Raw genomic sequence first — 20542 nt, forward strand, 5'->3', positions numbered from 1 at the left:
GCCATGACCAGACAGATTCATCTCGTTTTCAAGACTCATCTCGATATCGGCTTCACCGATCACGCCGCCCGCGTGCGCGCGCAGTACCACAATCAGTTCATCCCCCAGGCCATCGCAACCGGCGAGCATTTTTACGCCGAAAACCCCGAACAGCCCGAATTCATCTGGACCACGGGCGCCTGGCTCATTTGGGATCACCTGAATTCTCAGGATGCCACACAGGTCAAGAAACTCGAACGCGCCATCGAGCGCGGCTTGATCACCTGGCATGCCCTCCCCTTCACCACCCATACCGAACTGATGTCGCCAGCCCTCTTCCGGGCCGGACTTTCTTTCTCGCAGGAACTCGACCAGCGTTTTGGACGCCACACCGCGGCGGCCAAGATGACTGACGTGCCGGGCCATACGCTGGGCATGGTGCCGCTGCTCGCCGAGGCTGGGGTCAATTTCCTCCATCTGGGCGTCAACACGGCGAGCCCCGTCCCCGACGTGCCGCCGATCTTCCGCTGGCAGGCGCCAGGTGGCGAGGAGATCGTGGTGATGTACCAGGCCTCCTATGGTGCAACGGACTTTCCCGCCGGCCCGGAAATCGGCCTTAGCTTCGCGCATACCAATGACAATATCGGCCCGCAAAGCGTCGGCCAGACGGTAGAAGCCCTGCGCCATATCCGCCATGAAAATCCCGATGCCATTGTCACGGCCTCGACGCTCGACGCTTTCGGCGCGGAGATGTGGAAACGCCGCGAGGCGTTTCCAATCGTCACTGAGGAAATCGGCGATAGCTGGATCCACGGCACCGCCACTGACCCGCAAAAGCTCGCCCGTTTTCGCGCCTTGCAACGACTCTATGACGGCTGGGAACCGACCGAAGCCCGCCGCGCCTTCGGCCGCAACCTGACCCAGATTGCCGAACACACCTGGGGCGTCGACATCAAGACCTATCTCCGCGACGACAAGGCCTGGGACCGCGCCGATTTCGACACTGCCCGCAAAAACGACTATCGCTTCGCCTATTCCGAGCAATCCTGGGCCGAGCAGCGGTCCTATATCGACACTGCGCTCGCCGAACTCGACACCACCGACCGGCAGGCCGCAGATCGCGTGCTCAGCGAGACCACGGCTACTCCGACAGCGGAGCCCGCAGGCAGCGCAAATAGCCTGAGCGATGGCGACTGGACCGCCGAGCTCGATCCGACCACCGGAAGCGTTGCGGCGCTAATCGCGCCCGGCGGCACACGTATCGCCGGCAGCAACGGCGTGCTCTTCGGTTACACCCACGAAAGCTACGATTGGACCGAGTTGCAAAAGCACCTCGACTCCTATCTCCAGCACCGCCAGGAATGGGCCATTCTCGATCACGACAAGCCCGGCCTCGACAAAGCAAAGACGGCACGAACGGAAACCGTGTCGCCCGCCTTGGTTGGCGCCAATGGCGCCACTGCCATCGCCACCCTGCCCGCCGCCGCCCATGCCGAAATCGGCGCCCCGGCCCGCTGCGACATCACGCTGCGCGGCCTTGGCGATCGTCAGGTGGAAATCACCCTGACCCTGCGCGACAAACCCGCCAACCGCATGCCCGAAGCCGGTTTCTTCCGCTTCACTCCACAAGGCAGCGAAACCTGGCGTCTCAAGAAGCTCGGCCTCTGGCACGAGAGCTCAGCCATAGCCCGCAAGGGCGGCGGACAGTTACAGGCAGTCGAGGCCGTCGAGACCGACGCTGCCGGGCAGATACTGAACCTGACCCTCCTCGATGCGGCCCTCGTCGCCCCCGCCACCGCGCCCTTCATCCCCTTCCAGCCCGAACGCCCGGATTTCTCGGGCGGCCTGCGCGTCAATCTCTATAACAACAAATGGGGCACCAATTTCCCCATGTGGTGGGAAGGCGCCGCAAAATTCCGCTTCGTGCTGACGCTCCAGTAGTCCTCAGGGTGAGGTGCGCAGCGAATCGCAGCCTCGAACCACGAGGACGTGGCACTTAAGCATCAGGGCACGCCCTCGTGGTTCGGCGCTTTGCCAGCGCAAAGCACCTCACCATGAGGGCTATTTCACCTACCCCGCCACTCCATCCTCAATCGGGATCAGATCCGCGAGGCCACGATCTTCGAGGAGCCCCCTTACATCGGGATCACGCCCGCGGAACAACCTATAGGCCTCGGCATAGTCGCGTGAACCGCCGGCCGAATAGACATATTTGTAGAGCCTATCCGCCGTCGCCTTGTCGAACGGATCGCCTGCCTCCTCAAACGCGCCATAGCCGTCGGCATCGAGCACTTCGGACCATAGATAGCTGTAATATCCCGACGCATAGCCATCGCCCGAAAAGAGATGCAGGAAATGCGTGCTGGCATGGCGCAGCGCGATTTCCTCGGGCATGCCGATGTCGTCGAGCGTCTTGCGCTCCAGCGCCGAAATGTCGGCATCAGCGCCGATCTCAGCCGAGTGATAGTCCATGTCGAGGATCGCCGAAGACACGAATTCGACCGTCTCAAAACCCTTATTGGCCTTGCCTGCCGCCGTCATCCTGTCGAGCAGCGCCTGCGGAATGGGCTCGCCAGTGCGGCAATGCACAAGGCGCGCCAATACCGGTTTTGACTCCAGCCAGTGCTCATAAAGCTGCGAGGGCAATTCGACAAAATCCCGCACCACACTGGTGCCGGCGATCCGCGGATAGGTCACGTTCGAGAGCAGCCCATGCAACCCGTGGCCGAATTCATGGAACACCGTTCGCGCCTCGTCGAGCGACAACAAAGCCGGCTGCCCCTCGGGCGGTTTCAAATAGTTGCAGGTATTGACGACGAGCGGAATGACAGCGCCATCGAGCTTGGCCTGCTTGCGGAACGAGGTCATCCATGCGCCGCTGCGCTTGCCGGCGCGAGCAAAGTAATCGCCATAGAAAATGCCGATCGTCCGCCCCTCGCGCTGCACTTCCCAGACGCGCACGTCGGGGTGATATCCCTCGATATCCCCCCGCGCGACAAAGCTCACGCCGAACAGTTTTTCCGCCACATAGAAAGCGGCTTCCACCACCTTCCAGAGTTCAAGGTATGGCTTGATCTCGTTCTCATCGAAATCATACCGCGCCAGCCGCAGCTTCTCGGCATAGTAGCGCCAGTCCCAGGCAGCGAGTGCGAAATCGCCGCCCTCTTGGTCGATCAGTCCCTGCAGCGCCGCCCGATCATCGAGCGCCCGCTGTCGCCCCGGCTTCCAAACTTGCTCCAGCAGACCACGCGCCGCCTTGGGCGTTCCAGCCATGCTGTCCGCAAGTTTATACTGCGCATAGCTCTCATAGCCGAGCAGCTTTGCCTGTTCGCCCCGCAACCGCAGGATTTCGGCGATGATGGCGTGATTGTCGCTCGCATTGCCATTGGCGCCGCGCTTCACAAACCCGCGCCACACCTTTTCGCGCACCGCACGGTCAGTCGCAAAGTGCAGCACCGGCTCCACGCTGGATCGAGACGCAGCAACTGCATAAGGTGCATTGAGCTTGCGATCCCGCGCCATCTCGGCCGCCGCCGCTCGCGCAAAATCGGGCAGCCCATCGACCTCGGCTTCGTTCAAAGCAAAGACCGTGTTCTGCTCATCGGCCAAGACATTCTGCCCGAACTCGGTGCCGAGCACGGCAAGCCGCTCGACGATCCCGGCAAAGCGCTCGCGATCAGCCAGCGATAGGCGCGCGCCAGAGCGAACGAAGTCGAGATGGTAGCGCTCCAGCACCCGCAGGGCTTCGGCATCGAGCCCTAGTTCCCCGCGCTTTTGAAAGAGCGCATCGATTCGCGCAAAAAGCGCGGGATTGAGGAAAATCGCATTCCAGTGGCGGGCAACGGGCTGCGCAAGATCGCGTTCGATGCCCTGCAAGGTCTCGTTGGTATTGGCTGAGGCCAGTTGCGAGAAAACCAGCTCCACCCGGTCGAGTTGCTTCCCGCTCCGTTCCAGCGCCGCAATGGTGTTCTCAAAGCTCGGCTCGCTCGCATCGCCGACAATGGCAGCAATCTCAGCCTCATGCGCCTTCAGCGCCGCCTCATAGGCCGGCTTGAAATGCTCGGTCTTGATCTCGGCAAAAGGCGGCACGCCAAAGGGCGTCGCCCACTCTTCGAAAAATGGATTGGTCATACCAAAGACTCTCCTTTGCGGGAGAGAATGGGATCGGCAGCGAAAAGGGACAAGTGCACCTGTCCCTTTTGTCGCAAATACTTCGCTCTAGAATTTGAGCATGATCTCTTCGGAAAACCGGCATCCACTTTTCCGGATCATGCTTATTCGACCGTCACCGACTTGGCGAGATTGCGCGGCTGATCGACATCGGCTCCCAGATGCGCCGCCGTGTGATAGGCCAGCAATTGCACGGAAATCGCCGCCACGATGGGCGCGACGAAGGGGTGTACTTCGGGCAAAACGATGCATTGATGCGCCATCGCCCCATGCGATTCCGCACCCTTCGGGTCGGTCACGAGCACAATACGCCCGCCCCGCGCGGCCACCTCCTGCATGTTGGAAACGGTCTTTTCCGAAAGCTCATCCGATGGCGCGATGACGATGACCGGAATGGTTTCGTCAACCAGCGCAATCGGTCCATGCTTGAGTTCCCCCGCCGCATAGCCTTCAGCGTGAATGTAAGAAATTTCCTTGAGTTTGAGCGCGCCCTCGAGCGCGATCGGATAGAGCGGTCCGCGCCCCAGGAAGAGCGCATCGCTGGCTTTGCTGATCCCGCGCGCAATCTCGGCAATCTGGTCTTCAACGAGCAGGGCACTGGCGATGGCGCCCGGCAGCGTCTCAAGCGCCGTCACCAACTCTTCCACCTTGTCGCCAGCAAGCACGCCGCGGGCCTGCCCCGCAACCACCGAGAGACAGGCCAGCGTCGCCAACTGCGTCGTGAACGCCTTGGTAGACGCCACCCCGATCTCTGGCCCGCAGCGCAGCGGGAATACCGACTTGGACTCGCGGGCAATTGTCGACTCTTCGACATTGACCACGCTGGCTATGTGCTGGCCATTGGCCGCGCAATAGCGCAGGGCCGCCAGCGTGTCGGCCGTCTCGCCCGATTGCGAAATGAACAGCGCCAAGCCCTCCGGCGCGAGGGGCGGCTGCCGATAACGGAACTCCGAGCCCACATCGATATCGACCGGCAGGCGCGCGTAGCGCTCGAACCAGTACTTGCCGACGACGCCGGCGAGATAGGCCGTGCCGCAGGCCGAAACCGTCATCCGCGAGAGATCGGCGAAATCGAAGGACAGCGGATCCTGCACCGCCAACGTTCGCTCGCTGCGATCGACGAACCGGCCGACCACGCGCGACACCGCGTCCGGCTGCTCGTGGATCTCCTTGAGCATAAAATGGCGATAGGGGCCCTTCTCGACGATGTTGGACGAGGCATTGGTCTGGTGCACCACGCGGTTGACATTGGACCCTTCGCGGCTGCGGATCGCCGCCTTGCCCGGCGTCACCACCGCCCAGTCGCCCTCCTCAAGATAGGTCACCTTGTCGGTAAAGAGAGATAGCGCCAGGGCGTCGGACCCCAGGAACATCTCGTCCGCGCCATAGCCCACCGCCAGGGGCGAACCCTGGCGCGCCGCCACCAGCATCTGCTCTTCGCCATGGAAGAGGAAAACCAGCGCAAAGGCCCCCTGCAGTTTCGACACGGTCGCCTGCACGGCGGCCACGGGTGAAAGCCCCAGATCCATCCAGCGCGTCGCCATCATGGCGACCACTTCGCTGTCGGTCTGCGTCAGGGGCAGATAGCCATCGGCTGCCAACTCCACCAGCAGCGAGCGATAATTCTCGATGATCCCGTTATGCACGACGGCAACACGCGGTGTCGCATGCGGATGGGCGTTGAGTTCCGTCGGCGCCCCATGCGTCGCCCAGCGCGTATGGCCGATGCCGATCGTGCCGGCCAGGGGATCGAGGCTCAGCTTGTTGGCAAGATTGACGAGCTTTCCGGGCGCGCGTCGTCGCTGGATTTCCCCATGGTCGAGGGTCGCGATCCCCGCGCTGTCATAGCCCCGATATTCAAGCTGCGCCAAGGCGCTGACCAGGCGATCCGCTACCGGCTCATGGCCGACAATTCCAACGATTCCGCACATTTTCTGCTCCCGAACATGAGGCCGCTATACTCACGCTAGGCGGGGCAAACTCCCTCGGCATTGATGGCAGTCAACGCCACAAACACAAATGCCCGGCGTGGGGGCTGCCGGGCATTTGCGCGATGACGTGGGGGCGTCATCGAAAGGGGGTCACAGGATAAAGTCACCGACCCCCAATTGGATAAGGCCAGTCAGTTCGACATGGAAATCGGCGACCCGGTCGCCATTGATGTCGCCCATCACGATGGTCTTGTCGTTCGCCGTCCCCGCAGCGTCCTGCACGCTCCAGTTCAACTGACCGCGAACGCCAGTGAACGCGGCTCCGGCCGTCGCGAGGAACGTGAAGGCCTGATTGCCCGAGAGCATTGTATTGGCGTCGATGGCCGAGAAGTCGAACTTGTCCTGGCCAGGCGTGAAGTCGGTAATGACATCGCGGGTCGAGGCCGTTGTGCCCATTTCCGAGCTGGCGTTGAAGATGAAGATGTCATTGTCGGCGCCCCCGGTCATCACATCGCGCCCGGCGCCGCCGGTGAGCCGATCCGCTCCCGCTCCGCCGATCAGGGTGTCGGCGCCGCCCATGCCAAGCAGGATATCGTTGCCAGCCCCGCCATCGAGTACATTGGCGGCAGAGGAGCCGGTAATGGTGTCATTGCCCGAACCGCCCGTGACGTTTTCGATAGTGGCGAGCGTGTCGCTCCCGGTCTGGCTGCTGGTGGCCGTGCCATTCGTCAGGTTGACCGTGGCTGCCGCACTTGTGGCGGAGAGATCATAACGATCCGTCCCCCCGTTACCGGTATAGCGGTCATTGCCGTCCGATAAGGTCGCAAAGAAGACGTCGTTGCCGTCGCCGCCATTGGCGGTATCATTGCCTCCATCGCCATAGATGAGGTCGTCGCCGGCACCGCCCGATATCGTGTCATTGCCGGCAAGGCCATGATAGATATCGGAGGTGGCCCTGGCGGCAAGATTGTCCGCACCGGCCGTGCCATTGATCGCGTTGGAGGGCAGCAGATCCATCGCGGCCGTGCCTTGCGCCAGCTTGGTGCCATTGCTGGCCGTATAGCTGAAAGTGACGCCCGTATCGTTGTTGGCCGGCGGCGTATAGGTCCATTGCCCACCGCCAAGCGCGACAAGCGTGCCGATGGAGGCGGTGAGCGAGTTGATCGTCACCGGGCCGGTGATACCGCCCCCGACAAGTTCGGCTGTGGTGATCGTACGCGCGGTATTGGCCATCAGCGGCGTCAGCGTCGTATTGGCAAGCACATCGACCACCTGGGTCGTGGGCGCCGAGAAGATCGTCTCGGTAGCCAGACTGCCATCTCGATAGGAAACGGCCACCCGGACCAATTGGTCCGCGTCCGCCTGCACCAGGCGATAGGTTGCAGCCGTCGCCCCGGCAATATTGGTGAACACCGTGCCATTGCCGCGCTGCCACTGATAGGTGAAGGCGCCGAGCCCGTCGGGATCAGCGATCAGGGCCGTACCTGCACTCAGAAGCACGTTTTCGACAGCCGTTCCGGCGACCGTCGGCGCGCCGGTCGGCGCTTCATTGACATTGACCACGGTGAGCACGAGCGCCTTGGAGAAACTCAGCGCTCCATCGGTGGCGGTCAAGGTCATGGCAATGGTTGCGCCGGCCTCGAAATTGACCACCTGGCCCGCCTTGAGATAGAGCGCGCCGGTCGATGTGTCGATTTCGAAACGGGCATCCGAGACTGTCACCACGTTCATGCGTAGCAACGGGTCGGTATCGGGGTCGATAACCGCAAGATCGGCGATCTTGGTCCGCGCCGCCGTGTTCTCCGGCAGGGCCACCTGGTTGGAGGCAACGATATCGGTGGCAGCCCGGTTCGTCGGAACCTGCCGCAGCGCTACGGTATGGCTGCCGATGGCGCCGAGATCAAGCGTGAGGATATCTCCTGTCTGGCTGACGACGCTCGCGCCGGTCGCCTGGTAGGTAAAGCCCACGGCCTGCTTGAGATCGATAATGACCCGCCCTTCCCCGACAATGGTGAAGTCGAGATTGGTGCCGTCGCCCGTAAGGCTCACGAGCTGCGCCCGCGAACCGATCGAAGTGATGTGCGTCACATCGTCGGCACTGGCGCCCAACTGCACCGTGAATGTGCCGCCATCGGCATCGAGGAAGACGCTATCGGCATCATAGGCATACCAGTTGGCGACCGACTTGATGGTCTTGCCGGCAAGGTCATCGAGATTGAGCGCAAACGTGCCCAATTGGCCCTGCTGCGGAGTGGCATGCATGGTGATCACATCACCGGCGACGCTGAAGCCGAAATCGGCACGCTCGAACGCCTTGATGCGTGCCGCGAGGTCCGCCAGCGTCACGAATTCAGTGCCGGAAGCATAGGCCGCGGCAATGAAATTGGTGAACATCGCCGCCGTATAGGGTGAGGGCTGCCCCGCATCCAACGACCAGGCCGTAGCGCCATAGTCATGCCAGGGCCAGACGACGATAGGCATGTCGGAATTGGCGTTGAGCTCGGCCCATTCCGCAGCCCACTTGGCCTGTGCCTGTTCGACATCGAGCCCCAACCACCCCATGAGGGTAAAGTCGAAGGACATGTTGGGGGCGATATAGACTTGCCCATCCGCGCTCGGTTTCAGATAGCCGATGGCGCCGGGATAGCCCGCGCCGAGCATGGAAGCGCCGCCCGAGAGATAGTCGTAATATTGAATGATCTGCTGGGCCGGCAGCATCTGCTCGGGCATTCCGGGCACTGCCGCGCCACCAAAGGAATAGCCCAGATTGGCCTCAAGCACCGCACGGGCCGTGGCGAACTGGAACGTATAGGTGGCCTCGAGGAAGGCTTTCGAGGTCGCATCGAGCGCGCTGGGATTGGGCGCCGCGAGCACCTGCGCGAGTTTGGCATTGATCTGCTCGAGCGTCATCGACGCCAGCGCCTGCCCGATGACACCCGGCCCACCGGCCAGCGCCGCATATTGGGCAATCCGCTGATTAAGCAGTTCCTGTGTCAGCACATTGGGCAAGAGCAGATTGGTATCTTCGGGATGGGTATAGGAATGCGAGCCGATCTCGTTCCCCATGGCGCGCATGGCGTCATAGTACTGGCCCGAAATCAGCCAGTTGGTTTCCTGGTCCGGCGGATTGAAGCCCACATTGACATAGTAGGAGCCGACGAAATTGTAGTCGGTCTTCCACTGCTGCAGGATTGGCAGTAGGGCGTCATAAATGCCGCCATCGACGTCATAGGTTTCCTGGCTCTGGTCCATGTCGTTGCGCGAGGCAAAGAGCGAGCTGTTGCGCGTCATGTTGAGCGAAACCGTCGGCCCGCCCGCTTCTTCATTGACCCAGTCGATGGCCTGGCCGAGGAGGTTGAGGTCGCCCAGAAGCGCATCGGTCGAAAAATGTACGTTGCGACCGCCGGTGACTGAGCCAAGCACGGCCGCATGGGTCGTGCCGTTGACAACCTGCTCGGCAATCACGGTGACCGAACCGCCATTGGGATTTGCGGCTTCAAAATACGAGGTCGTGGCACCGGTATAGGTGTGAATGGCGCCGTTCGGCCCGTAGCCTTCGGTTATGGCATGACCCGTTGGGGTCGCCTCGACATTGACCGTTACGCCGCTTTCACCGCCGACACGGTTGACCCCGAACAGGGTCTGCATGCGTTCATAGGCGTTGTTCGGCAAGCTCGCGTTGGACGCATCATTGGTCATGAAGTCGCCAGCCGCAATCAGCGAGACATCATACTGATAGACGAGCTTGCTCAGCACATCGTAGATGGCCTCATAATTGGCCGGCACATTGCGGAACGAGGGGAACACGATCGCGTCGTAATTGACCATTTTTGAGAGATCGGTCAGGTCCGCCTCCGACACGAGATCGAATGGAATGCCGGCCGCCATGGCCTGGCTCTGCGCCGCCATCACCAGTTGGGAATAGGCCATCTCGCTGAAGTAATTGTTGGCCGTGGTCTGGGAAAAGACGATGGCGATCTTGTTGCCCGTTTCGGTCACCGGCGGCAGCGAGGCAGGATCATAGACCGTATAGGCCGGCGAGAGATAATTGGCCGGCAGATAGACGCTGTCATTGACGTCGGCGAGAATGCTGACCGAGGTAACCGCAGCGCCGAGCATGGCCTTGGGCACGGCAAATTCTATGGTCTTCCCGTCCGGTCCGAGCTTGTAGTCGATGGTTCCGACGAGGGTCTGCCCGGCATTGCCCGAATAGAGCCGCGCGACCCCGTCCGAGCCGATATTGACGTTGAACTCGGCGCCCCCGGCATAGCCGAAGACCTGTGTCCCGGTCGCCGTATTGCCGTCGGTGTTGAGCCAGAACGTCGTATTCGGCCCGATGGCGACAGCGCTCTTGAAGCCGAAGGTGAACTGGCCATCGCTATATTGGCCGTAGAACTCATAGCCATCGACCGTCGTCATCGGCGTTTCGAGCCGCTGGCTGGCGGTCCACTCCGTGAGCACGCCGTCAAATTGGCTGCCGGGGATCGAGGCCGGATCGACCAGCGTATAGCCCCCATTGGCATAAGTGGTGGGCAGGAAAACCGAATTATTGACGTCGGCCAGAAGTGTGATTGCCGTAACGGAGGCACCAATCAGGCTGCGGGGGACGGCAAATTCCATGCTCATGCCATCCGGGGCAATCTTGTGATCGATCTCGCCGACAAGCGTCTGCCCATCGGCACCGCTATAGAGCCGTGCGACACCATCGGCGCCGATATTGACGTTGAATTCGGCCCCGCCGGCAAAGCCCCAGATCTGGTGGCCGGTCGCGACATCGGCATCGGTATTGAGCCAGAATGTCGTATTCTGCCCGATAGCGACGGCACTCTTGAGCGCAAAGACGAACTTGTCCTCGCTGACCGTTCCATAAAGCTCATAGCCGGCGACAACGCCGGCCCCGCTATCGAGCCGCTGCGCAGCCGTCCATTCGGTGAGGAGACCGTCGTAGGGCCCCGGCGGCACCACGACCGGCGTCGTCAGCACATAGCCACCGCTCGAATAGCTGGGTGGCAGGAAAACGGAATTGTTGATATCGGCCAGGACCACGACGCTGCTGACTGAGGGTCCGAGCAGCGCCTTGGGCACGGAAAACTCCATGCTGAGCCCGCCCGACGCTATTTTGTATTCAAGTGTCGCGACCAACGTCTGCCCATCGGCCCCGGTATAGAGCCGTGCAACGCCGTCTGCCCCGATATTGACGTTGAACTCCGCGCCGCCGGCAAAGCCCCAGATCTGGTAGCCCGTCGCCGTGTTGTTGTCCGTATCAAGCCAGAAGGTCGTGTTCGGCCCGATCGGCACCGCGCTCTTGAGCCCGAAGACAAAGCTGTCATCGGCCACCTTGCCATAGAGCTCATAGCCGGCGACGGTTTTTCCTGGGACATTGTCGAGCCGCTGATCGGCCGTCCATTCGGTAAGGAGGCCATCGAAGACGCTCGGCACAGGCGTCGTGATCGTATAGGCCGCCAGCGTATAGTCGGCCGGCAGAAAGATCGAATTGTTGATGTCGGCCATGATGCCGACACTCGACACACTGGCGCCCAAGAGGCTCTTCGGCAGCGCGATTTCCAGCACCTTGCGATCGGCACTCATCGAATAGGAGAGATCGCCAACCAGTGTCTGCCCGTCCGCCCCGGCATAGAGCCGCGGCACCCCATTGGCGCCGAAATTGACGTTGAATTCCGCACCCGCCGCAAAGCCCCAGACCTTGTAGCCAGTATTGATATTGGCATCGGTATTGAGCCACAGCGTCGAGGTCGCATTAATCGCCTGCGCCGAACTGAGGGCGAAATAGAAAACGTCCCCTTCCAACCGGCCATAAAGGGCATAGCCGGCAATTGTGGTGGCGGGGGTTTCCAGCCGATCGTCGGCCGTCCAGTCAAGAAGTGCTCCGTCGAGAACAATGGTCATGATGGCTCCTACTCGATGGACGTTGCTATTGGGGTTGCGGGAGAAAACTCGGTCTGGGCAAAAATCTGTGAGAGCGGCAGGGCCTCAAACCGCCAGAAATCACCCGTCGGCGCGACCCAGAGGGCCGCGCGCACGCTGGTCGGGGAAAGGTCCTGCAGATAGGCCAACCGGTTGAGCGACGCCTCGTCCGACCGGCCGGCGGCGATCGCCTTGGTCAGGAGGGAGGCCTCGCCGGCCGTGTCACCCGACAGTCGGTAGAGTACGCGCAGGCGGGCAAAATCGGCATCGCTGGGATTGGCATCGTAGATCTGGCGCAAGGTCGCCGCCTCGCCGCGCATGTCGCCAAGCTGGCGATAGAGATCGGCGAGCTGGCGCAGCGCTTCGGTATTGTCGACTTGCAATGCCGGCTGCTGGGCGATCAGCATGGCCGCATTGTCGGGCTCTCGGGCCAGCATATAGAGCTTGAAGAGCATATAGCCCTCATAGCCATTGAGCGGCCGTTCATCCTCCACCGCAACGAGCGTGTTGATCGCGTCGGCATACCGGCCTTCCGCCAGAAGCCCCTCTGCCTTTTCCTCGGTTCCGGGCAACAGGGCCAGCGTGCCGGCAAGGCTCACGACGGCGAGCAGCATGATCGCCAGCAAGGTTCTGTCCGGCCGTGTCGGCGCAACCGGAGCGCCGCGATAAAGCTGTTTGGGATCCTGGAATTTAACGGGACCGGACATCGTCGAGCTCCCTCGTACCTATGAAGAGCGGAACGCCCAGCGCATCGGCGTTCTTGTGCGCCAGGGCCATGGATTCGGCTGTATCGAGATATTCGATGAGAAAGACTGGCTTGCCCGAGGCCAGGAACCGTTGCAGCGGCGTCAGGCTGGCGCGCAGCTCGCCCTTGGAATTGAGCGTGCCATCGCCGTCGAGGCCGAAGAACAGGTCTTCCTTGCCGACCCCATCAATGGCAGCCGCATAATCGGGATAGTTCAGCAATTCCTCGGCGTTCTGGCCGACAATGATGAAACCGGGGGTAGCGCTTCGCGCATAGGCGGCAATGTCGGAGACGAACTCGACCATCAACTGCATGCGGCTGGCGCGCGATACCGCCGGATCGGAAACATCGAAGGCGTCGATGCGGTCGAGATAGACCCCGTCAAAGCCGGCCGCGATAATGCTGTCGAGATAGGCCTGCGGACCGCCAAAGATGACGCTTTGCCAGGCCGGATCCCAATAGTGCACGGCGTAATTCCCCGGCCAATCCGGGTTTTCCCTGCCAAGCCAGCCGGGCGGGGAAGCCTGCCAGCTTCGGTTCCAATAGAAGCGATAGTCTTCCGCTTCCCCGATGCTGAGATAGGCAAGGACGATGCGCGAACCGCCATCGGGCTTGCGTTTCATGGCCATCACTTGGGAGCGGCTAAAAGCCTGGTCGGCCGTCCCGTCGCGCGCATAGTCGATGACCATCAGGTCATAGGGCGAATCCGCCACGAGTTCGGGATCGACCATCTGCAACTGATAACCCCAGCTGCGCGCCTCGGCGAGATTGGCACGCGCCGGCGTGCCGAGGGCCGGGCTCGCCGCGACGGCCAGTGCCAGATGCATCATCACCGATGCGCCAAGCACCGGCACTGAATGCAGTCTTCCCGATCTGGAACTGAGAATGTCGCTGATGCCCATCTTATCCGCCGAACCTTGCACAGGTCGCTCCTGCGCCGGTCCCACAGATAGGACAGGGCCTCCAATGCGGCATTGACGGTCATCAATGCGGCCTGTCCCGCCCCCTCATAGCCTCACCTCAAACGACCTGCCGTATCAGGGCCGTCATTTTTGGGAGTGCTGTCATGAACGAGCATATCAGTGCAAAGACCTTGGTCCCCGATCCCGCCGTTCATGGCACCGGCAGCACCATTGCCATCAGAACCCTGCAGATCGCTGCGATCATCGGCGAAATCCTCCTGAGCGCCTACGCCCTGGCCGGCAATGGGTGGGGCACGGTGGCCCTGGGACATCTGGGCATCATCGCCGCGCTCGTCTTCGTGATCATCGGCCTTGAACGTGCCAGGATCGACACCGGCTCGCTCCAGACCTTCACTCTCCTCACCTTTGCCGGCGGCCCGATTGGTGCCGCAGCGGCCCTGCTTGGCGACCAGCACTTCTGGAGCCCTAAGGCCGATGCGCTGGACAAGTGGTACAACACCATCGCCCCCATCGAAGAGCCCGCCGTGACCCTCGTCGACATGATTATCGACGGACGTCTCGTCAGTCCCCAGACCCGCCTGCCACGCCCATATGATGCGCTTCTGAGCACGGGGACCATGCAGGAAAAGCAAGGACTCCTGGCCTATCTCGCCATCGAGGACGACGAAAAATTCGTCGAGGTCGCGCTGGCCCTGGCCCTGCGCAGCACCGATCAGCGCGTCCGCGTCCAAGCCGCCGCCGTCGCCGCCCATACCCGCGGCCGCAGCCGGCGCCGTCAATTGTCGAACTTGAGCCAGAACGTCATCAAGTCCGCCCTCGGTCGCCCCGCGGCGATCTGAATACGGCGCACACCGTCCTGCGAAATTTTGGGGAGTTTCAATTATGTGGCGTGACGTGAACATGATGCCGGCCAATGCGCCGGAGCGCATCGCCGATGTCTGCCTGATTGCCGAGGGTTGCTACCCCTATGTCGCCGGTGGCGTCTCCACCTGGATCGACTGGCTGATCCGCTCGCATCCCGAACTGACCTTCTCGGTGCTGGCGATCCTGCCGAGCGCCCCGACCAGCGAACCGCGTTACGCCAGACCGGACAACTTGCTTTCGATCGACCATGTCCGGCTCGATGACAACAATATGGGCACGACCCATGACTGGCCTGCCGCGACCCCAGAATATGCCGGCGAACTCATCGGCCATCTCCTTACCGACGGGGACACGCGCCAGCTCAGCGAATTGATGAAACTCCTCGGCCCGCCGGGAAAGCGCGTCGCGCTCGATACCCTGCTCAACTCCCCGGAGGCCTGGCAGACCATGTGCTACCACTATGGCTCCATGGCCCATGCATCGTTCCTGGGCTATTTCTGGGCCTGGCGCACGCTGGTCGGCGGCCTCTTCCGGGTGCTGACCTGCCCCCTTCCCCAAGCCCGCATCTATCATGCCGTCTCCACCGGCTATGCCGGCCTCATCGGCGCCCGCGCCGCCATCGAAACGGGCCGCCGGACGCTCATCACCGAACACGGCATTTATTCCAATGAGCGCCGCATCGAAATCCTCATGGCCGACTGGATTTCCAACAGCATCGACAATGGCCTCGACCTTTCCGACGACCGCAAGGATATTCGCGAACTCTGGGCCCGCAGTTTCGAGAGCTTTGCCCGCGTCGCCTATAATTCGGCCACCGAGATCGTGGCGCTTTACGAAGCCAACCAGACCTTCCAGCTTGCGCTGGGCGCCGGCCCTGAAAAGCTCAGCGTCATCCCCAACGGCGTCGATTCCGAACGCTTCGGCAAGATCAAGCCGGTCTCGCATGATCGTCCCACCATCGCCTTTATCGGCCGGGTGACGCCCATCAAGGACGTGCAGACCTTCATCGACGTCGCCGAACGGTTGCGCCGCGGCTTCCCCGATCTCCAGGCACTGATCATCGGCCCCATGGATGAAGACCCCGAATATGCCCAGAGCTGCATCAGCGAGGTCAATCGCCGGCAACTGGCGGACACGGTGTCCTTCACCGGCCCGGTCAACGTCGTCGATTATCTCGGCCGTATCGACGTACTGGTCCTCACCAGCATCAGCGAAGCCCTGCCCCTTGTCATCCTCGAAGCCGGAGCGGCGGGCGTTCCCTGCATCGCAACCGATGTCGGAGCCTGCCGCGAAATCCTCGAAGGCATGGCCCATGATGGCGAGCCCATTGGCCCAGGCGGCATGGTGGCTCCGGTTGGCGCCAATGACGAAATCGCCACTGCCATCGGCCTCCTGTTGGCCGATCGCCAGCGCCTCCGCACCTATGGCGACAATCTGCAACGCCGCGTGCGCAAGCACTATCGCGCCGAGGCCGTCGCCGAGGCCTATGGCGCACTCTATGGGCGCAATTTCGCGCCCCAACCCCAAATGGTGTCATGATGGCCGGGATCGGGTTTGCACTGAAAAAGCTGAGCAGCCAGGACAACCTGGCCTCGCGTTCCCTGGCCGGCGGCCATGCGATCATGATCGCTTCTGGTCCCTGGATCGTCATCATGGTCGGCTTGGCCATGCTCCATATCCTTGGGCGGCCCTTGCTCGATCCCATGGACCTAAAGGTCTTCAGCATCCTGGTGATCTACAGCTTTGCCCTGTCCCTGGTGATCACCTCGCCCATCTCGCTCGATGCGACGCTGCGCGTCTCGCGCATTCTGTTCCAACGCCGCTTCGAGGAGGTGCACGGCATCTATCTTGCCGCCGTCTTCATCACGACCTTGCTGTCACTGATCGCCGGCACGGTTGTCTTCTTCCTGCTCATCGGCCTGCCGCTCGGCCTGGGCCTGGCAGCGATCATCTGCGTGGTTCAGGTGTCCCATCTCTGGCTCGCAATGTCCTTCGTCGCCGCCATCAAGCAATATGGAACGGTCACCTCGGCCTTTGCGCTTGGCCTGAGCTGCTCCATTATTTTCGGCACCTCCGCCGCCGCGCTGGGCAATGGCCCCGGCGGCATGCTCATCGGCTTCAGCATCGGGCTCTGCATTTCCTTCTGCATCCTCAACTTCCTCATTCTCAAGACCTTTCCCGGCCCCCTGACCGCCCTGCGCGACCTGCCCGCAAAGCTGCGCGAAATGCGGCCGGTATCGGCCACCTTCATCGCCGCCGGCGTGTGCAGCGCCCTCGCCGTCTGGATCGACAAGATCATCGTCTGGCAGTCGAACGAGGGAACCGCCGTCGCCGATGGCCTCATCTATTCGGCCCGCTACGACAGCCCCATGTTCATGGCCTATCTCTCCATCGTGCCGGTCATGTCCATTCTGGTGGTCTGGCTCGAAACGACCTTCTTCAACAATTACCGCCACTATCGCGACATCGTGCATTCAGGCGGAACCCTGCGCCAGATCGACGAACAGCGCGCAAGCTTGGCACAGAATGCCGTCGACACGGTCTTCTCCGCCTTCCTCATCCAGCTCACGATCAGTGTCTCCTTGGCGGTGATGGCGCCGCTCCTCGCCGATCTCCTCGGCCTACCCTATGACGCCATTTCGGTGCTGCGCCTGGCGCTCGTCGGGGCCGCCTTCCACTTCCTGTTCCAGGCAAGCTGCGGGGTGATCCTCTTCGTCCAATACGGCAAGGCTTATCTCTGGCTGCAGGTCCTGTTCCTGGTCCTCAACGCCGCCGGCACGGCGATCATGCTGAGCAATCCGGACTATCTCGGGCTCGGCTATGTCCTGGCCTCGATCGCCAGCGGCACCCTCGCCTATGCCGCCATGCGCCAGGCCCTGGGTACGCTTAATCGCCTGACCTTCGTCGTCAACAATCCAGCCATCTCCGGCTGACCACGGCACAATCAGATTCCACGAGGATTCCATGAGCAGCGAAAATCCGGTTGTTTCCGGCAATTTCAAAGATCCAGCGGTAACAGCGTTTTCGTCGTCTCGGTCAAACGTGCTCGCCCTTGTCGAAGGCATCCTGTTGCTCGGCGGCGTGGCACTCATCGAACATTCCGGATTGATGTCCTTCGCCTCCTGGCCGGTTCATCCCTTCCTTTTCATCGCCATCCTGCTCAGCGCTCAGTATGGCGTCCTTGGCGGCGTCCTCGCTGCCATGGGCGCCACCGCGATTTCCTATTTCAATGGCCTGCCGACACGCCCCTTCGACATGTCCCATGCCGAATATTTTCGCCTGACCTGGGCCGACCCGCTCTCCTGGGTCCTTGCGGCGCTTATGGTGGGCATCGTGACCTCCCGGCGCAGCCGGATGCTCGAGGAGCAAGGCGAGCAATTGCGCAAGGCACTCATGGCCGAGGGCCTGATAGCCGCGCAATATCAGGTACTGGCCCAGCGCACGCACAAGCTGGAGCGCAGTCTTGCCGGGCGCGCCGATTTGTCAGTCGCGGAAAGCTCATCATCCCTGGCCGACCCCAGCAAAGGTCGAGGCAGGGCTTCGCCTAGAGCAAAAAGCAGGCCAGTTCCCTCGGTGGGCAGCTAAATACAGAGCCCCTCCGCTGGTCTCCACGGCGCGATCAATTCCAGACAATATTGTCGAGGTGTCCGGGCTAGCCTTCGAGCTCGGGCCACATCCGGCGGGCGGTGATACTGGCTTCCACCCTGTTGCGCACATGCAGTTTGGAGAACGTGTTGGAAAGATGAAACTTCACCGTCCGCTCGGTAATGTCGAGGCATTTGCCGATCTCGCGATTGCTGAGACCCTGCGCCAGGTATTGCAGGACCTGCGTCTCCTGTTTTGAGAGCTTTGCGTCCCCGGCCGGGCCAAGAGTGGCAGGCTTGGCTTTCAGCATGCCCATCAATCGACCGAACATATCCTTGGGGATGACGCTCTCACCCTTGTTCACCTGCCGCACGATGGCGCGCATGTCAGAGCCGGTCGTGCCCTTGAACACATAGCCATAGACCCCCGCCTCGACGGCGCGGGCAATATCTTTGTCATCTTCTGAAGCGGTAACCACGACGATCCGGGTCTCGGGGTGGGCGAGCACGATTTCCGGTATGCGCTCGAGACCATCGTCTGACATCTGCGCGTCAAGCAGCAGCACATCCGGTCGCAGCGATGCAACGAGTTCCACCGCTTCCGCAGCGCTGCCACCCTCTCCAACGGCCGCAATATCACCATCAACCGTCACGGCCTGGATCAATCCAGTCCTGAACATCGGGTGGTCGTCAACGACCACGATCCTGATCATTTTGGCAACGATCGCTGCCAGGACCTAGACATTGCGCACCCACATCTCGAGGCGCGTCTGGCCTTCCTTCTGCACAAAGGCCAGATTGCCGCCGATGCTCTGGACGCGCGCGCGCAGACCGTAAAGGCCGATTCCCTTGTGATCGGCCTGCTCCGCGTAGTCCGTCAGGTTCTTATTGGTTATCGACAACTTCAGCACCCCTCCCTGCATCGTCGCAGTCAGCGCCTGCCCCTCCGGCAGACCATGGTGGAACGCGTTATTCAGACCCTCTTGGATAAATCGGTACACACACACGCATAATTCAGGCGCAGCATGAACCGGTTCGACGCGACTGTCCACGTCTATGGCGATGCCGGTGCGGCGTATGTGCTGTTGGACGGCGCGCTCGATGACCTGTGCCAGATCCAGGTCCTCGATATCGGGCAGAACCAGCGCCAGGGCGATAGCGCGTATCTCGGAGAGCGCTCCCCCCAGGGTAGACTCGATCTCGGCGACAACCTCCTCCCGTTCGCTCTTCTTCGATAGCCGGCGTATCTGGTCGAGCCGCAGCACGGCAAAACCGATCGTCTGCGCCGGCCCGTCATGCAGGTCCGTGCCGATGGTGCGCAAATGCTTGTCGGTAAACTCAGTGACGCTGAGCGAGGCGCGCTGCGCCACCGCCTTGAGTTCTCGATGCCGTACCGCGCGCTGATGGGATTGCGCCAGTCGACGGGTGAGAATGCGGCCCTGCCGCTCGATCTTGCGGCTGCCTTCGAGCACGATGCCGAAAAGAGCCGCCATGACGATGATACCGATGGTGGCTGCCGTGGCCCAGCTCGACAGGGTAAGCGACCACAGGTCCTTTTCGAGCGAAGCCGTGACCTCCCTGAGCTGGGCGACGGCCGTGATGTCACCGGTTTCGTGGTTCAGCAAGGGGAAATAAACCTCGATGAAATCGGTGTCGAACCGGTGCTCGGCATAATCTTGAGAGCTCACATCGGTGAAGTCGACGCCGATCTCTCCGTCAAAGGCGCGCTGCACCCTGAACGGCATTTCCAGCCGCCTCGCCTCCAGTTGCGGGCTGTTGGAGTAAAGGATGGTGCCATCTGCCCGCCACAGGTCGAGATAGGGAAATTCGGCCAGCAGGGTTTCGTCGTTCATCATCGCATCGAGCGCAAGGCGGCCGCTATCCGAAAGGCGCCCGTCCGGACCGAGCTCCTGGATATGGGGGGCGAGCATCCCCTCGACGAGCGCCGGTACCACCGTGCCCCGCCGCGCGAGCGTAATCTCGGTCATAGCGCTGGTGATCAGCACACCGCAGAGGAGCATGGCGGCAACAGTGACGACGCTGCCATAGAGGGCGAAGCGGTTGGCAAGCGGGAGCCGGCCCCATCGCTTGCGCAACCGCCTGAACACGCCTCGCCGGTCGGTCAACTCTCGCTCCGCACGCAACGCCGCTCCCCAACCAAGTCGATAATATACCTACAGTATTGCTCCGGCCAGTCCTCCCCCCAAACAGGGGATGAGAGCGAGAATTGATCGGCACCAAATAAATTCGCGACGATCCAGCAGGATACGGAGCAATACTGACAATTGAACTCATCAATTGTCCGAAGAACGCCTGTTCTTAGGTACAGGTTTTGACGGACCGAAAGTCTAGTCCAGGGTCCGACCTTTATGCCGCCGATCGGCTAGACGTTCCGACCTGACGCTCGGCGTGGATGTTGGG

The 20542-nt window shown here is 61.7% G+C and carries 12 protein-coding genes; 5 read left to right on the forward strand and 7 right to left on the reverse strand.

Annotation, left to right across the window (positions count from 1 at the left end; translation table 11 throughout):
* The first annotated feature begins 3 nt into the window (after window positions 1-3).
* A complete protein-coding gene (locus JP75_RS00540) occupies window positions 4-1920 on the forward strand; it encodes a DUF5054 domain-containing protein (RefSeq protein WP_035077669.1) in 1917 nt (638 codons plus the stop codon).
* A gap of 129 nt (window positions 1921-2049) precedes the next feature.
* Here JP75_RS00540 and JP75_RS00545 read toward each other — a convergent pair whose 3' ends face one another.
* The 5 genes from JP75_RS00545 to JP75_RS00570 all read right to left on the reverse strand — a co-directional run bounded on the left by JP75_RS00545 (window position 2050) and on the right by JP75_RS00570 (window position 13604).
* A complete protein-coding gene (locus tag JP75_RS00545; RefSeq protein WP_035077673.1) occupies window positions 2050-4110 on the reverse strand; it encodes a M3 family metallopeptidase in 2061 nt (686 codons plus the stop codon).
* A 143-nt stretch (window positions 4111-4253) separates the two neighbouring features.
* On the reverse strand, window positions 4254-6080 hold the full coding sequence (gene glmS, locus JP75_RS00550; RefSeq protein WP_035077678.1) for a glutamine--fructose-6-phosphate transaminase (isomerizing): 1827 nt from the start codon (window positions 6078-6080) through the stop codon (window positions 4254-4256).
* Between the two features lie 150 nt (window positions 6081-6230).
* Entirely contained in the window at window positions 6231-11987 is a 5757-nt protein-coding gene (locus JP75_RS24975) for a M10 family metallopeptidase C-terminal domain-containing protein (protein ID WP_051960044.1), read from the reverse strand.
* 8 nt (window positions 11988-11995) lie between these two features.
* Entirely contained in the window at window positions 11996-12712 is a 717-nt protein-coding gene (locus JP75_RS00565; RefSeq protein WP_035077682.1) for a tetratricopeptide repeat protein, read from the reverse strand.
* On the reverse strand, window positions 12696-13604 hold the full coding sequence (locus tag JP75_RS00570; RefSeq protein WP_160194623.1) for an MJ1477/TM1410 family putative glycoside hydrolase: 909 nt from the start codon (window positions 13602-13604) through the stop codon (window positions 12696-12698). The genes JP75_RS00565 and JP75_RS00570 overlap by 17 nt, the downstream gene beginning before the upstream one ends.
* 212 nt (window positions 13605-13816) lie before the next feature.
* On the opposite strand from JP75_RS00570, the gene JP75_RS00575 reads away from it, so the two are divergent.
* From JP75_RS00575 to JP75_RS00590, 4 genes are read left to right on the forward strand one after another with little or no spacing between them, the layout of a single operon-like run.
* The gene (locus JP75_RS00575) at window positions 13817-14512 is read left to right on the forward strand and encodes a hypothetical protein (protein WP_035077685.1); all 696 of its coding nucleotides are present in this window, start codon (window positions 13817-13819) and stop codon (window positions 14510-14512) included.
* 43 nt (window positions 14513-14555) lie between these two features.
* Window positions 14556-16076, forward strand: a complete 1521-nt coding sequence (pelF, locus tag JP75_RS00580) for a GT4 family glycosyltransferase PelF (protein ID WP_051960049.1) — start codon at window positions 14556-14558, stop codon at window positions 16074-16076.
* Window positions 16073-17470, forward strand: a complete 1398-nt coding sequence (gene pelG, locus JP75_RS00585; protein WP_035077688.1) for an exopolysaccharide Pel transporter PelG — start codon at window positions 16073-16075, stop codon at window positions 17468-17470. The genes pelF and pelG overlap by 4 nt, the downstream gene beginning before the upstream one ends.
* 31 nt (window positions 17471-17501) lie before the next feature.
* Window positions 17502-18122, forward strand: a complete 621-nt coding sequence (locus tag JP75_RS00590) for a hypothetical protein (protein WP_035077690.1) — start codon at window positions 17502-17504, stop codon at window positions 18120-18122.
* A 67-nt stretch (window positions 18123-18189) separates the two neighbouring features.
* On the opposite strand, the gene JP75_RS00595 is transcribed toward JP75_RS00590, so the two are convergent.
* The gene (locus JP75_RS00595; protein WP_035077693.1) at window positions 18190-18834 is read right to left on the reverse strand and encodes a LuxR C-terminal-related transcriptional regulator; all 645 of its coding nucleotides are present in this window, start codon (window positions 18832-18834) and stop codon (window positions 18190-18192) included.
* 24 nt (window positions 18835-18858) lie between these two features.
* Window positions 18859-20247, reverse strand: a complete 1389-nt coding sequence (locus tag JP75_RS00600; protein WP_035077696.1) for a sensor histidine kinase — start codon at window positions 20245-20247, stop codon at window positions 18859-18861.
* Between the last annotated feature and the right edge of the window lie 295 nt (window positions 20248-20542).

Source organism: Devosia riboflavina (genome assembly GCF_000743575.1).
GTDB classification, from domain to species: Bacteria; Pseudomonadota; Alphaproteobacteria; order Rhizobiales; family Devosiaceae; genus Devosia; species Devosia riboflavina.

What these genes read in the sequence shown, in the direction of transcription:
- JP75_RS24975 (WP_051960044.1), bottom strand. Translation starts at nt 11,987, where the DNA reads ATGACCATTGTTCTCGACGGAGCACTTCTTGACTGGACGGCCGACGAT.
- JP75_RS00575 (WP_035077685.1), top strand. Translation starts at nt 13,817, where the DNA reads ATGAACGAGCATATCAGTGCAAAGACCTTGGTCCCCGATCCCGCCGTT.
- JP75_RS00595 (WP_035077693.1), bottom strand. Translation starts at nt 18,834, where the DNA reads ATGATCAGGATCGTGGTCGTTGACGACCACCCGATGTTCAGGACTGGA.
- pelF (WP_051960049.1), top strand. Translation starts at nt 14,556, where the DNA reads ATGTGGCGTGACGTGAACATGATGCCGGCCAATGCGCCGGAGCGCATC.
- glmS (WP_035077678.1), bottom strand. Translation starts at nt 6,080, where the DNA reads ATGTGCGGAATCGTTGGAATTGTCGGCCATGAGCCGGTAGCGGATCGC.
- JP75_RS00565 (WP_035077682.1), bottom strand. Translation starts at nt 12,712, where the DNA reads ATGTCCGGTCCCGTTAAATTCCAGGATCCCAAACAGCTTTATCGCGGC.
- JP75_RS00545 (WP_035077673.1), bottom strand. Translation starts at nt 4,110, where the DNA reads ATGACCAATCCATTTTTCGAAGAGTGGGCGACGCCCTTTGGCGTGCCG.
- pelG (WP_035077688.1), top strand. Translation starts at nt 16,073, where the DNA reads ATGATGGCCGGGATCGGGTTTGCACTGAAAAAGCTGAGCAGCCAGGAC.
- JP75_RS00590 (WP_035077690.1), top strand. Translation starts at nt 17,502, where the DNA reads ATGAGCAGCGAAAATCCGGTTGTTTCCGGCAATTTCAAAGATCCAGCG.
- JP75_RS00540 (WP_035077669.1), top strand. Translation starts at nt 4, where the DNA reads ATGACCAGACAGATTCATCTCGTTTTCAAGACTCATCTCGATATCGGC.